The 14,554-nt window shown below is 45.8% G+C and carries 8 protein-coding genes and 1 pseudogene; 2 read left to right on the top strand and 7 right to left on the bottom strand.

Going from position 1 to position 14,554, the window contains the following annotated elements:
• Positions 1 to 75: 75 nt before the first annotated feature.
• Positions 76 to 1,575, bottom strand: a complete 1,500-nt coding sequence (locus DMB88_RS27505; RefSeq protein ID WP_128103840.1) for an aminotransferase-like domain-containing protein — start codon at positions 1,573 to 1,575, stop codon at positions 76 to 78.
• A 149-nt stretch (positions 1,576 to 1,724) separates the two neighbouring features.
• Between DMB88_RS27505 and DMB88_RS27500 the strand changes: the two are divergent.
• Positions 1,725 to 2,335 (top strand): annotated as a pseudogene (locus DMB88_RS27500) (LysE/ArgO family amino acid transporter).
• A 153-nt stretch (positions 2,336 to 2,488) separates the two neighbouring features.
• Here the strand turns inward: DMB88_RS27500 and DMB88_RS31820 are convergent.
• The 5 genes from DMB88_RS31820 to DMB88_RS27480 all read right to left on the bottom strand — a co-directional run bounded on the left by DMB88_RS31820 (position 2,489) and on the right by DMB88_RS27480 (position 8,909).
• On the bottom strand, positions 2,489 to 3,325 hold the full coding sequence (locus DMB88_RS31820; RefSeq protein WP_128103839.1) for a methyl-accepting chemotaxis protein: 837 nt from the start codon (positions 3,323 to 3,325) through the stop codon (positions 2,489 to 2,491).
• 426 nt (positions 3,326 to 3,751) lie between these two features.
• Positions 3,752 to 4,753 carry a GTP 3',8-cyclase MoaA gene (gene moaA / locus DMB88_RS27490; RefSeq protein WP_128103838.1) on the bottom strand — a complete coding sequence of 334 codons (1,002 nt, stop codon included), beginning with the start codon at positions 4,751 to 4,753 and terminating at the stop codon, positions 3,752 to 3,754.
• A gap of 168 nt (positions 4,754 to 4,921) precedes the next feature.
• Entirely contained in the window at positions 4,922 to 6,166 is a 1,245-nt protein-coding gene (locus tag DMB88_RS27485) for an extracellular solute-binding protein (protein WP_368028229.1), read from the bottom strand.
• 154 nt (positions 6,167 to 6,320) lie between these two features.
• Positions 6,321 to 6,524 (bottom strand): hypothetical protein, encoded by a 204-nt coding sequence (locus DMB88_RS32245; protein WP_368028228.1) that lies wholly within the window; start codon positions 6,522 to 6,524, stop codon positions 6,321 to 6,323.
• Positions 6,525 to 6,599: 75 nt separating this feature from the next.
• On the bottom strand, positions 6,600 to 8,909 hold the full coding sequence (locus DMB88_RS27480) for an AraC family transcriptional regulator (RefSeq protein WP_128103837.1): 2,310 nt from the start codon (positions 8,907 to 8,909) through the stop codon (positions 6,600 to 6,602).
• 357 nt (positions 8,910 to 9,266) lie between these two features.
• Here DMB88_RS27480 and DMB88_RS31815 point away from each other — a divergent pair, with 357 nt between their 5' ends.
• Entirely contained in the window at positions 9,267 to 11,978 is a 2,712-nt protein-coding gene (locus DMB88_RS31815) for an S-layer homology domain-containing protein (protein ID WP_164848801.1), read from the top strand.
• A 149-nt stretch (positions 11,979 to 12,127) separates the two neighbouring features.
• Here the strand turns inward: DMB88_RS31815 and DMB88_RS27470 are convergent, their stop codons facing one another.
• Positions 12,128 to 14,359, bottom strand: coding sequence for a methyl-accepting chemotaxis protein (locus DMB88_RS27470; RefSeq protein ID WP_128103835.1), 2,232 nt, complete (start codon positions 14,357 to 14,359; stop codon positions 12,128 to 12,130).
• Positions 14,360 to 14,554: the final 195 nt, after the last annotated feature.

Genomic DNA, 14,554 nt, shown 5'->3' with positions numbered 1-14,554 from the left:
AGAGATTCTAAAATATATTAACAAGCCGCCAAGATTGAGAGCGAATTCTCGCTCCGTTCTTGGCGGCTTTTGAATTTACTTTTCAAGAGAAGTGAGCAACTCACGTACAGTTTCTGCAAGAATGCTCAGTCCCTGTTCCATCTGCTCTGGCGTGCAATACGCATAAGACAGGCGAATATGCTCTTGATCTAGACGGTTGTACAGGTATCCCGGGTGGATAAGTACACCACGATCCAAGCAGATCTGGAAGAGGCGTCTAATGGAGAGGGGAGCACAAGTCAACTTCAGCCAAATATAGAACCCACCACGAGGTATATTCCACTGAGCAAGTTCACCTAAATATCGTTGCAGCAGCTCCAACATATAGTCACGTCGGCTACGTAGCTCAGGTCTTAGACGATCCATGTGCCGCTCGTGATATCCGTCAGCGAACCATAGCGCAGCAGCTTCTTGTGCCAGCGAGCTTGTCCCATAATCGGTCTGCATCTTAATATCTGCGAGCCGGCGAATGACAGGTTCCGGGCCGACCAACCAGCCAAGCCGCAGACCGGGACTGACTGCTTTTGACAGCGTGCCCATATGCAGTACGCGTCCCCCTCGATCTAACGCCTTCAGTGGCTTAGGGACAGGCTCATCCAGCCATAGATCCGTGTATGCGGCATCTTCCAGAATGGAGAACCCGGTCGTGTATGCCGTAGCCAGCAGCTCTTCACGGCGCTGTGCGCTCATCAGATTGCCTGTTGGGTTGTGGAAGCTAGGAATCGTATAGAGGAGCGGAAAATTACCTTGCTTGAAAGCTCGATTGGACGCTTGGCTCAATTCAACAAGCTGTATGCCTTCGTCGTCTAAAGGAATGCCGCCCATCTTCAGTCCGGCAGACTGAAAAGCATGGATCGAATACAGATACGAGGGTTTCTCCAGTAAGACCGTTGCTCCCCTTGGAAGCAGACCTACAGATACGAGATTCAGCGCCTGAATGGAACCGGATACGATCAAAATGGATGCAGGTGATGCTTGAATGTCATGAACCTTCTGTAAATACGCAGCCAGCGCAATACGTAGCTCCAAACTACCCTGTGGCTCCAAATAATTCAGGCTATGGGAACGACGGGATAAGGTGAGCAAAATTTCATTGAATTCGTCATGTGGCATAAGCTCTGGAGCCAGCTCACCTGTACCGAGGCGGATGATGCCTGGCTCAAATTCCGATCGGTTGATCTGCTGCACTTCTGGGAGGTTAGGATAATAAGAGCCCTCCTCGGAGGCTTCTTCCCAATTGGGCATTTCCCGAGTAGGTAGAGCGTTCCAGTCCAAGCTGCATACATACGTACCACCGCCATGCCTACCCTCAATCATACCTGCGGCCGTGAGATTATCCAGCGCACTGACAAGTGTGCTGCGATTAATCCCCATAGATTCAGCTAAGGTTCGCTGGGAAGGCAAGCGGGTTCCTGGAGCCCACTCGCCACTCGTAATTTTCTGGCGGATGTACAGTTCGATTTGTTGATACAGTGGCAAGGGTTGTGAGGGATCGGGCTTCCAGTCTATGCTTGACCACGAATCAGAACGTTTCACTTCGTTGTAACCTCCATTATGTGCATGAATTCATCGCTCGCATCTTTAAGGACACTATAACATTTGGTTGGTATGCATGCCATCCAAGTGGTTGGTTACGTCTAGTTCATCCTCCTTTACTATAGATAAACAGACTAAGGGGAGAACATATGGGGGTTTTTATACACGCGATTATATTGGCATTTGGATTGATTTTGCCGCTGGGCGTTCAGAATGTATTTATTTTTAACCAGGGGATGCTGCAACGTAAGTTTTCGAACGCTTTACCCGCCATCATAACTGCAGCCATTAGTGATACCTTATTAATTGGCGCAGCGGTTGGGGGTGTATCCCTTATTTTGTTGCAATGGCCTTTGCTGACGAGTGTATTGTATGCGGGCGGCAGTTTATTTCTGTTGTATATGGCGTGGGGCATGTGGAAGTCAGCGAGCACTGCGCATGAATCAGGGAGTGTGTTGTCCGCAGGTCAGCAAATTGCATTTGCAGCCTCGGTATCCCTGTTGAACCCACATGCTTTATTAGATACGGTGGCTGTTATCGGCACGAGTTCACTTCAGTATGACGGCATGGAGCGATTTTATTTTGCCTTAACGACAGCAGTGGTATCCTGGGTATGGTTTTTGGGATTAGCGGGGCAGGCAGAGGCATAGGGCGCTTAGATCGCACAGGACGCATGAGTGTGATGTTCAATCGAATCTCAGCTGTCATCCTGGTTGGTGTGGCGGGTATGATGCTGTGGAAGCTGCTTCAATTGTTATAAAAATAACATCTTTCATTGTTCAACATGTCAGGCTTGAAATGTTATTCAACCTAATAATACGAAGAAGCTGTCCCGTAAGTCATGAATATGACGGGGACAGCCCTTTTGGCGTACTAACATCCACTCAAAGAGGTTGCCGCCGCTAGATGGAACTTAATCTGCTTTTAACAGCATGGATTCAATAAATACCTTCAACTCATAGCTTGTATGATTCAATCGTTCAATAACATCACTAAATTCCGTCACAACTTCCGCTTGGTTGCTGCTGGATTGTGCGATAGATGTAATCTCATTTTCCATGTTCTTCATGGATTGCTGTACCTCACGTAGCGAACGTTCGATGTTGACCGTTGCTTCTTTGGTTCCGGCAGATAGTTTACGTACTTCGGATGCAACCACACCGAATCCTGCGCCCATATGACCTGCTCGTGCGGCTTCAATAGCGGCATTGAGACCAAGCAGATTTGTTTGTTCAGAAATTTCTCGGATGAATGATGCTACCTTAGTAACCTCGCCCGAATTCTGTACCGCCTGCCGGGTGTTGTCCAATATTTGAGAAGAGGATGCTGATAATTGCTGGGACTGGGCAGCTACGGTCTGCACCATATCTTGAAGTCTGCCGCTGATGTCCGTAATCAGTTGGGTGAAGTGCTCCAGCTTTTCTTCGTTTTTGAGCGAGAAACCGATGGCAAAGGAGCCTACAATTGTCCCGTTCTCGTCTCGAAGTGGTGTAGCTGAAGAGTTAATCGTTGTGCCATAGAATTCCTCGGGAATTCGGTTAGCTGACGTTTCCCCATGGATCAATGCGCGGCGGAGAGTGGGGTCTTCTAATGAGATCGGATCACCCGCTCGAATGCCCAGGTCACAATCTTCACTCGCAACGTAATACACAAATTTCTCGGTATCCGTTACGGCGAGCATCAGATCGTCTTTGAGAAACATAACTTTAAAATAAGGACAGGCTGCTACAAGGGCATCAACAATATTCAATTTGGTCAACTCCTACATGATGTCTGATATGTTTGGTTCGCGTTGCTACGTTATCACCTTAGATCATGAAGCTATGTAAATAGGCTAAACGTATAATTAACTTTATCATAAAGATTTGAAACAGGGCCGATATTGGTGAGAAAGAAAAGTTACCTACAAATAAGAGATACATGCCTTAATGAGAGTATATGTACTAAAAAAAGCCCAGAGATTTTCTCTGGGCAGTGTAATCGTGTTAATTTACATATTCCGATATAGTTAAGCAGTGCAAATGACAAGAGCGAGTACATACGTTATACACTCTCGATGTGCTCAGTATACTCAATGTGCTCGATCTACTCGATGGACGCAATGTACTCACTGTACTCGCTGTAGATGTTTGGAGCAGGTTAAACTCCCTGTGTTCCAGATCCCGATCTATAGCCCTTACCCACCAATCTGAGACATCCGTCTCGCTGTTGGCGTATGACTTTGCATTTTGCGTTCCAGTGCCATAGCCATCTCATGGTTCTTGGGTTTGGTGCCGAGTGCTTTGAGGAAAAGAGCAGCCATCGCCGCAGGGTCATCGACAAAGCGCCGCACATTATATTCATCTGACCAATATAAGCAGGCTTTGATATGCCCATCTGCGGTCAGACGCAGACGATTGCAGTTATCACAGAAATGGTCACTTACCGGATGAATCAATCCGAAAGTACCTTGTGAGCCTGAAATTTTCATATTCCGTGAGGGTCCGTTCCCGGCAGGGCCTTCGGTTTGATCCACCGTCCATCCAGCCTCTGCGCAGACATCCGTGACAGCTTCGAGCGGCAAATAGGATTTGCGCCACGAGTCCGAAGCATGTCCGATCGGCATGTATTCGATGAATCGAACATGAAGTGGCTGGTCAAGGGTCAGTGCGATGAAGTCTTTGATTTCATCATCATTAATACCTTTCATGAGTACCACATTCAGCTTAATCGGTTCGAGCCCAACGTTCGTGGCTGCCTCAATTCCTTTCAGCACCTTGTTCACATCGCCGCCACGGGTAATCATGGAGAAGCGGTCAGCTCGCAAGGAATCCAGACTGATATTAATTCGGTTCAGTCCAGCATCCTTCAGCGCCTGAGCCTGCTTGTCCAGCAGCAATGCATTGGTAGTCAAAGCAATATCTTCAATTCCGTCAATAGCGGAGATCATAGCGACGAGCTTGTGCAGGTCTTTGCGTACTAATGGTTCACCGCCGGTTAAGCGCACTTTGCGCATACCCATAGGAGCCAGCACTCGAAGTACCTGAGCAATTTCTTCATAGCTCATTATTTCATCATGGGGGGCGAATTCCATGCCCTCGGCTGGCATGCAGTATACACAACGCAAATTACAGCGGTCCGTAACAGAAATACGGATATAGTCATGTATTCTGCCAAATGAGTCCTGGAGCATTTCCATGCAGACCACCCTTTCATCCTCTCAGATTGGAGTTACAACATGCTAACCAAAATAAATGCGACAAATTCAAAAAGAACAGTTGCATCAAATTTTAGCTATTTCTCCAATCCGCGTCAATGATGACGTCGGATGATAGCATTCGTTTTGCGACGGTAAAAGGGGGCTAATCTATTGCGCGGAACTTGTTTCCGGATGCTTCTTATACCATTCATTGGCTTCGCGAAGCACCTGTTCTCCGCCAGCTTCCATGAATTCCTTCACAAAGGTATCGAAACTCTCCACAGGCTGATCGCCGGTGATGATGGAGATGTACGCTTTGTCCCTCATGCTGATTAAGTCAGATGAATATTGAATTAGGGCAGGGGTGGCCACCTCTAAATGGTTATAGATGCCGCCCTTTTCCAGTCCTACAGATGCCGCCCACTGTTCACGTTCCCCTATGGAGCCACCGGGAACCGTCATGCCGATACTGGAGCCGATCATATTAATATAGTTCTCCATTCGGTTATACGGAGGGAGAAGGTGGAATGTATTTGTGGATGTACCATCCCAGTCCCAGTGCTTGCCTTGAACGCCATACTCCATTCTGATCTGCTCATGTGGATCAGGATTGGCACTGACGTAGTCTAGAATTTCCAGAATTTTTTCAAGTTTGCCTGGCTCGTTGACCGCCTCAGCTCCAATCGCAATAAAGTTCATGAGCAGGTTGTTGCCTTTCGAGCCGCTAAGTCCATCAGGGCCAACGACAGGAGCACCAAATACCACCTTGGCATCTGCGTTCTTTTGTTGAAGCTCATAGACATTGAACGAAGCTGCCATCGGGGTTTCTTCGCCTTTTTCGTTCAGGATGTTGTAATCGCCCGCTTGAGTCCAATGATAATAGTTGCCCATGGAGGTCATTCCAATTTTACCGTTAATAAAAGCATGAGATAGATGCTTGTAGCCGCCCTTATTTTCGCCGGTGATAAACTCTGGGTCGATAATGCCGTCCCGGTACCATTGTTGCAAGTAAGTTAAGGCTTGCTTCATCTCAGGCTCCAAAGCGCCGATGACCAGTTGATTATCTTTCAGATTAAAATATAGCTGCTCGGTAAAAACAGTCTGCCCAAAAGCGCCAAACACCACATTCATACCTTCCTTGGACAAACCATACGTATCCTGTTTACCATTTCCATCGGGATCACCTTTGGCGAAGGCATACAGAACGGTTTCTAACTCATCCAATGTTGTGGGCGTGTCTAGTCCGAGCCGCTCCAGCCAGTCTGCTCGATAAACGATAGGGGTTCGGTAAATATTGGTCTCATTGATAACGGGAATACCGTATAAGCTGTTATCTATTTTCCCGTACTCGAAGTACCGGGGATCATAATCCCGGATACGCTTCACAAGATTAGGCGCATGTTGCTCAAGCACATCTTGGGGGATTTCGCCAACACTCCTTGTGACTGATATTTAAGCAGATCATGTGGCTGCCTAATTCGGAATAGATCCGGTATGTTCCCTTGAGCAAGCTCCAAGTCTAGCAGATCCTCGTAACGCTTGTTCTCCAGGTTCCACACATTCAGATTCACATTAAATAACTTTTCAGATATACGATCATCTCTGCATCCTCAGGCACTGGCGTATTCTGATGCATAGTCCAAGAAATGTTATATTGTGGGGCGGCATCCTTCTCAGCGCTTGCGAGATGGTTCTGCTGCTGCACTTGTGCACTTTCTCTTCCTGACACAGTACAGCCACTCAAGAGTACGATAAGCATAAGTGTTGTCATGGATAGACAGAGAGCTCTTGAAAGGTTGAGGTTCATAGTAGCTCCTTCACAATTTTTTTGAATTCTAGCTATAGGTTAGTTCGTCAGGCTGCGCATGAAGTTCTTCGGGGTGCAGCCGTGAATTTCTTTGAACTTCTTAATGAAATAAGCAGGGGTGCGGTAACCGACTGTGCTCGCCACTTGCTCAATAGTAAATTCCCGCCTTGCAATAAGTTCACGCGCGCGCTCCATCCGCTGATTCGTGACATATTCGGAATATACGATTCCGGTTTCTTCTTTGAAAATTTTGCTGAGATACTTGGGGCTAATGAACACTTGCTCAGAGACATGGTCTAGCGTGAGATCGCCTGAGATATTATCACTAATATAGGCTTTGACAGCCGAGATGGTATCTGGGCTTCTGACTTCACTTCGCTTCTCGACATGCGTAATAAATTCGGTGATTAGATGAACCATCCATTCCGCATAGGTGTTGATATTGTAGAGTGAAGCAAATTGCTTGTACAAATTTTGAGCATTTGCATCAGTGGGCTGCCAGCGCACCTGATTAATGCAGTTCGAATAAATTGATACCGCTTTCAATAAAAAAACCCGGCTATACTCGGCAGAATACGTTCCTTCCTTTATGGTCGAAACCAACTCATGAATGGCATTAGCCGTACCATCCACGTCACGTAGCTGCAATTTCTTTTCAAAGTTCATCAGGTAAGAGTCTGGAATTTCCAAGCTGCTGCTTTCTCTGTGAAGAAGCTCAAGGTCTTGTATGGCAGACTGCTCGGGGAAGAAATAGCTATATTGAATCAGTGTATTTGCCTGATGGTAGCTCTGGTAGATGCTTGTATAGTGATCCACCCAGCCGCCTAATGATAGTGCAAATGCTAGACCGAATCGATTTCTCGCCTCAGAATGAATAAATTCAATAATTTGATCCGAGAGAGGCTCCTCAGGTTGATTGGTACAGATGATGACCACCACTTTGTGATCCTGCAATTCTTCAGCGAGCAGCCTTGTTCCTTCAATCTCGGCTGTTTCTAGCTGCTGAATCATCGTGTACAACGTATGCTGCAATTGTCGTGGCTGCATTTCTTTCCACTTCTCACTGACAGGATCAATAACGATACAACGGAAGCGAGAGTAGGCCGTTGAAACGTGAATAGATTGCAGTTGCTCCGTGAGCTCCTCTGGTGTAAATCGATTATGAATCATGTTGAGCATAATGCTATGCTTAATCATTTTGTGATTGGCCTGTAACGTTTCTTCCAGACTATCTACTTTGCTAGACAGGCTGTTAATAGCGGTATCGATTAAGCGATACTCATTCTGCCGCAAGCCAGTGGGATGATCCACCCGTCCCTTAATATTATTCAAAATTCGCTTGACTGGGCTATAGTTGGCTACTGTAAATAGGGAAGACATTGCAATTCCAACAGCGACAGCGAGCAAGCCAAGGAGAAGCGAAACTTCCTTCAAACTATCCAATTTGTAATAGAAACTTTTATTAGGCGTAGTCGTGTAAATCCTCCAGCCATTCCCTTTAAATTGATCCTGTGAAATGACATATGAATCATGGTCAAATATATGCGTAAAGCTCTCATCCGAAGAAGAAGTGGATAGCAGGGACTGTAACAAGTTCTCCTTCGTGGTGCTGCCTAACAGGGTTTTGTCGGCGGCCGAAATAACGGTTCCTTGCTGATCTACGATAAATGTACTCGCATAGTCGGCAGGAATCATATTTTCGATGATCTGACTGATCGTAGATTCTTTGATATCAATCGCAATCATGACCTTACTGTTCTGCCCAGACGATTGAAACGGGTAACTGCGGACATAGGTAATTAACGGCGTCATGTTGTTCTCTATGGATTGTTCAATATACGCATCCTGAGGAACCATACGCGCCTGCGTCCACAAAGAGCTCTCTTCCGTTGCTCTCATCGTGGCAGCCCAATCAGCAATCTGATCCACCCGTTCGGGCGCATCCTTATAGAGCATCAGCCCATGTGCAGAGGAGATGATGAATTGATTCTTCGTATCATATATATGGATAGCTTCAATAAGATCCGAATAGTTTTGCACCTGATTTTTGAGCAACTGTTCGATGTCTAGAATCTTGCCATGGTTTCCTTTTAAGCTATCTATATCAATACTTACAGGACTACCTAGCGCTAAAGACAGATAGACCTGATTCACCTTCTGAATGACGGAACTTTCCATATAATTGACCGTATTTTTGAGCAGCAATTGTTTGTTACTCCGAATCTCTTTGCTGTATTGATGGGAGAAGAAGAGGTATAGGATCGAGCCAAACAGAAGCGCAATGACAAGGACGACAGCGATATAGGAAAAAACCATCCTTGATCTCACAGATTGAAACAGCTCGCGCATCCATGTTCCTCCTTCACAATTGGTTTCTACATAACTCTATCATTATATAATAGCCGCCGGACGAGAGATCATGTTGATCAAAATTTAACAAACTCACCTCAGAAAATTTACCTACAATTTAAAAAGATTTTACAAACAACTACAGTATAGATGACGTTTGTAGGATTCTCTCTATTTTTTTGAAAAAATATCTCCAAAACGTACGAATTTGATATAAAGCGGAATTTGTTCTATAGATGCTGGGGCGCCCCAAATGCTAAGGTAACGGCATATCAGACATCTAGATGGAAGCCACTCATCATTTGCTGGTGCGGTACCAAAAAATAATTACGATTATGGGAGCGTGTATTGCAGGCCATGAGAAAACCACTAAAAAAATCACTCGCATTACTTCTAATGTTGTCTATGGTAAGTCCGACGTTTGCGGATCGGGGTTATGCAGCTGACCAGAAACTTCAATTCTCTGATATTAAAGGACACTGGGCAGAAGCGAGTATCCAGGCTTGGGGTGATGAAGGTTTAATTCGAGGTTACCTGGATCATTCATTCAAACCGAATGCGTACATTACTAGAGCGGAATTTATGAATCTGGTGAACAAGGCTTTTGGATACACAGGACAAGCGGCAATTAACTATAATGATGTTTCTAACCAGGCATGGTATTACGAAGCGATTTCTATTGCTAATGCTGCTGGATATATAGAGGGTTATACGGATGGTACGATGAAGCCGCAAGATCCAATTACACGTCAAGAAGCAGCGAAAATTATTACAGGAATTCTGAATCTAGAGCTAGATGAGGAGTCAGCTAATACGTTTAACGATTCATCCGCTATTGCAGACTGGAGCAAAGGGGCTGTAGGTGGAGCGGCAGCAGCCAAAATTATTGCTGGATATGAGGACGGAAGCTTCAAACCACTTCGTTCCATCACTCGTGCAGAAGCCGTAAGTGCGCTTGTAAATGCGCTGGACATCGATTCGAACACAGCGATCAAACCAGCTAAGCCTAAGGGAACAGCGAACGTGTTGAATGTAGCTCCTCCCGCGGATGAAGCTCGTTTATCCGCAGTAGAGGATGGTGCCAATGCCGATGATGGTACACTCAAAAACGTTGTGGCAACCAATCCATTTATCGATATCTTGGACGGTTTTGAACAAGTATGGTCCATCAACCAACCGGAGTGGAGAGATGGAACAGCAGCGACGAAACCTGGTGCGGGTGATAAAGTAGCGAAGTATGGTGATGGACCGACTCCTTACTATGACGGGTTCAAAAATGATCCAACCGTACCTGTTGCAGACCAGAAAACATTTGCAAATGTAGAGATTCGTAACGAAGCAACGTGGGTTGCGAATATCAAATACGTTGAAGATGTAACTCAAAATCGTACGGATGAAGAGGCTTTAGCGGCCTATTACGATGACCAGCGCGATAAAATCTACAGTATGATGGAAGGTTTTGGCCCGCTGGCTAACACATATGTGGACATCATTAAGCCGGTGACAAGTATTGAACGAAGCGTGGATGAGATGAATGTTGATCTGAAAGAAGAAACGGTAGAAGATGAAAGCCAAGGTCTTGGAAGTGATTGGTCCAAAACAGAACTTGCTGACATGGCAGCTCTAGTGGATCTGGTTCGTTTCAAAACACCTGCTTCATCCAATCCGGCGAAATACTTCTTCTCTTCCCCAAGACCGTGGAGAATGAATTCGAACGGAGAAATGAAAGAGGTTGTAGATAGCAAGGGATTGCCTGTATGGGAAACACTGGGTGAAGGTGAATCGAAAGAAGAGCCGCTGCCATCCGGAGGAACGAAAGCATCAGGAGAGAAGCATGTTCAGCAGTATGAGAGCAATGTGAAGCTTATTCCTGCATTAAGTTATGTGAGAAGAATCGCTGAGGATGGACAAGGAAAAGACGGAGGATATCCAAGTGGACATACAAGTGCGTCATACTTGTCCGTACTTCCGTTTGCTTACGCTACGCCTGAACGATTCTCCGAATTGTTGACGAGAGCAGCACAGATGGGTGAGAACCGTGTTGTCACGGGCATGCACTCCCCACTTGATGTAATTGGTGCACGTATCCAAGCTACAGCGATGACGGCATATGCGTTCAATAAAAAAGAGAATCAAGAAGTGCTGGATAAGGCTTATGAGAATGCAGGAGAAGTATTTGGTGCATTAGCCAAAGAAAAAAATATGAGTCTGTATGAATATGCGCACACGGTAACAGAGGATTACAACTTTAAGAGTGCATATGACGAGAATAAATGGGAAGATCATGACGCGAACAAAGCCTTCTATAGAGAGAAGATGACGTATGGTCTGCCACAGACAGGAACAAAAGGTCTAGCGCCTGTTGTGCCGCTGGGAGCAGAAGCGCTCTTGGAGACTCGCCAACCTTATTTAACGGATGAGCAACGTAGAGAAGTATTGTATACAACATCCATTGATTCCGGTTACCCTGTGCTAGACGAGTCCAAAGGCTGGGGTAGATTGGATCTGGTGACAGCATCGGATGGTTATGGTGCATTCTTAAGCAATGTCACTGTAGATATGGACGCTTCCAAAGGACGTTTCAATGCAGAGGACTGGTGGAGAAATAATATCTCTGGCATTGGTATGTTAACCAAAAAGGGTACAGGAACACTTACATTGACGGGGAACAACAGCTATACAGGTGGAACTCTAGTACAAGCAGGAACACTGAAGGCTGAATCCACAACCGCATTTGGTACAGGTGATCTGTATTTGGAAAATGGCTCGATTGTCGTTGATGCCGATGGGGCAATCAACCTGAATAGAAACTTTACTGTGGATAATGGAACGCTCGACATTGTTGTGAAGAACAATCTCAATGCGATTAATGTCGGCAAGAAGTTGTATCTGGATGGAGGAACGCTCAATCTCGATCTGTCTAACTACAAAATTGAGGGCTCCAAAGACATTACCCTGATTAGTGCAAATGCAATTCAAGGTCAATTCGATCGTGTAACTGCTGATGGGTACGATTTGACTGTTTCATACCAAGATAATCGTGTCGTTGCACATGTTGTGGCTAAATAAAATTTAAGTCGTGTCTGAAAACTTGCTAATCTAAGTAACGCATTATGTATACAAAAAGCATCTGCCATTGCCTTCATTGTTGTTAGGTATGATTCACAACAACGAAGGAGGTGCAGGTGCTTTTTCCTATGTGCTCGTATGTTTACTCGTCAGCTTTCAAGGATACCCGTATTCGTTTGAGGATGGGTTAGCTGGAACTGTCCCACAACCTGCTGCAAAAATAAAGTGATGACTTCTACATTACGTGAAGAGCTCTGTACCTGTAACATATCGTTCAGAAGCTCCCGCATCTCCGTCTCAACCTCGGCAGAAGTAGAGCGGTTTTGATGGCTGATCGCTGCAATGTTCTCCATGAGCATGACAACCTCATCAACCACTTGTGTGCGTTGAGCATCCTCAGCAGTAGCACTTTGCAGTAACTGTGAGGCTGCCTGCACAAGCGTGGTTCCTTCCGTAAGAACCTGATCGCCTTCTCGAATGGATTGGGATGCTGTATTAGCTGCGGTAGAGATTTTGCTCAGAATGTGATGGATATCTTCCGTTGAGGAACGAGATAACTCAGCGAGTTTACGTATCTCCCCAGCGACGACAGCGAAGCCGCGTCCATGTTCACCAACATGAGCTGCTTCAATAGAAGCGTTCAATGCCAGCAGATTGGTCTGAGCCGAGATCTCATTAATGACAGCCAGTGCACGGTAGATATCCTGCATCGTATCCATGAAAGACAGGATGGTGCGATTGGTATCGGATACGGCTCCAGAGATCTGAATCATTTTGTCACCGATCCGTTCTACTTCCTGCTGGGCAACTTCAATCTGCGATGTCGCAGTGGATTCAAGCTGATGCAGTGTATGACGCATATGATCTGCGGCGATCTTGGCCTGATCCAGGTCTTCAAGCTGTGTACGTATGCCTTGAATCATGAAGCTTAACTTGCGATTGACACGCTCTGTCGTGCCTTGTGTCGTCTCTGTTGAAGTCCGCATCTGATATTGATTGTCCATAACATCCACGGTAGCCAACTGAACTTTGAGCATGATGGCTTCAAGTGAATCGATCATATTATTGATCCATTTTGCTAATTCGCCGCTTTCGTCTTGAGCAAAAGTGGAGGTATCCAGACGTTGAGTCAGATCACCTTTGCCCTCGGCATTGATTCGAATAAAACGACTAATGCGTCGCATGTCCTCATGAACACGACTATACTGCTTCCGTTGCAATTGACTTGCGGTGAAGAAACCGCAAATGAGATTGAAAGCTGCGATGGCTCCTGCGCTCCATCCACTGCCGGAGAGAATATATACTAGACCTGCTCCAAGGATCGCCGACAACACAATCCAACGGGTGTGCAGTTTGAACTGGCGCCAGCCCATGTTACGCACCTGATACACTTCTTCCAAATCGCCTTCACACATCATGCCCCAGCGGTCTGGACAGTGAGGAAGCTGAAAAGTAATCCCCTTCCCTATGACAGAGATATGACGGTAATCGGAGTAGCCGGGAAAGGCAACAAATAGATTGGAGCCATTTTGAATCGTATTCTCCACTCCGGGATGTAATTTTCCAGTAGAAGGATCGGTGAACAATAGCTCAAGCTCAGTATGTTCCTTAACAGAAACAGTACCCCATTCGGTTGTGACACCGTCTTTTAGATTTTCTCCGTGAGTGAAGGTTCGATCCTCGAAACGGCTACGGGATAGAGCCGTTCCGGGCAGTAGATGCGGTCTGATCGTGGATTCCGCCATGAAAATGTAGTTATCACCCGAATCGGGGTAAATATGGCCTGACTCTCTTTGAATTAAATCGCCTAATACATCATTCGGAATACGGCTGCATAGCGCTCCAACATAGCGACCCTCGTGTACGATGGGGGCAACAAACATCAGTGTGACATCATCATGAAAAGAAGACGAACGCGCGCCAATCTCCAAGGTGAGTGGATCAGAGTAAGGTCCATAGAGGCACTTTTTGCCCTTGATATCTGCTCTGGCATACCGTATACCTGGTTCAAACCCTTCATCCGTGTTGTTGTAAACCTTCCCAATATGCTTCGGATAAGTAGAGAATACAACCTCGTTTTGCTCATTCATCATAAAAAGCTCTGTACATTCTTTTGCTCTTGTATAACTTCCTTGGAACCACACGCTTAGTTTGCTTAGAGACTGTGAACCTTGTAATACATCTTGGGGCTTATGCGACTGAACTTGCTGCAATAATCGATCCAGATGATCCCATTGTTCATCCGCCCAGTCCATGAGAAGCTGACGTCGTGTTTCGGCGATCCCCTCAAAAATCTGTTCTACGTCTTCCTTGATATGTACGTTTAACCGATACGACCGCCACAGCGGCCAACCCTTTTTCCACCCGAGCCAGTCAAACACGCCAAACACCCCCGATTGTTGAATGTGAATGCTTCTCTCTCTTTCTCTCTATATAAGTCTTATACAAGAAAATCACCAAGAATACGAGGGTATATGCTATATTTTCCGAATATTCATTCAAAAAATACAAATAATATACGTTTTTGAAAAATGAGATAATGGTTACCTACGGCATGAATGATCCTCTAACAATTG

This window comes from Paenibacillus sp. DCT19 (assembly GCF_003268635.1).
GTDB lineage: Bacteria > Bacillota > Bacilli > Paenibacillales > Paenibacillaceae > Paenibacillus.
This window is presented reverse-complemented; position numbering and strand designations above follow the sequence as displayed.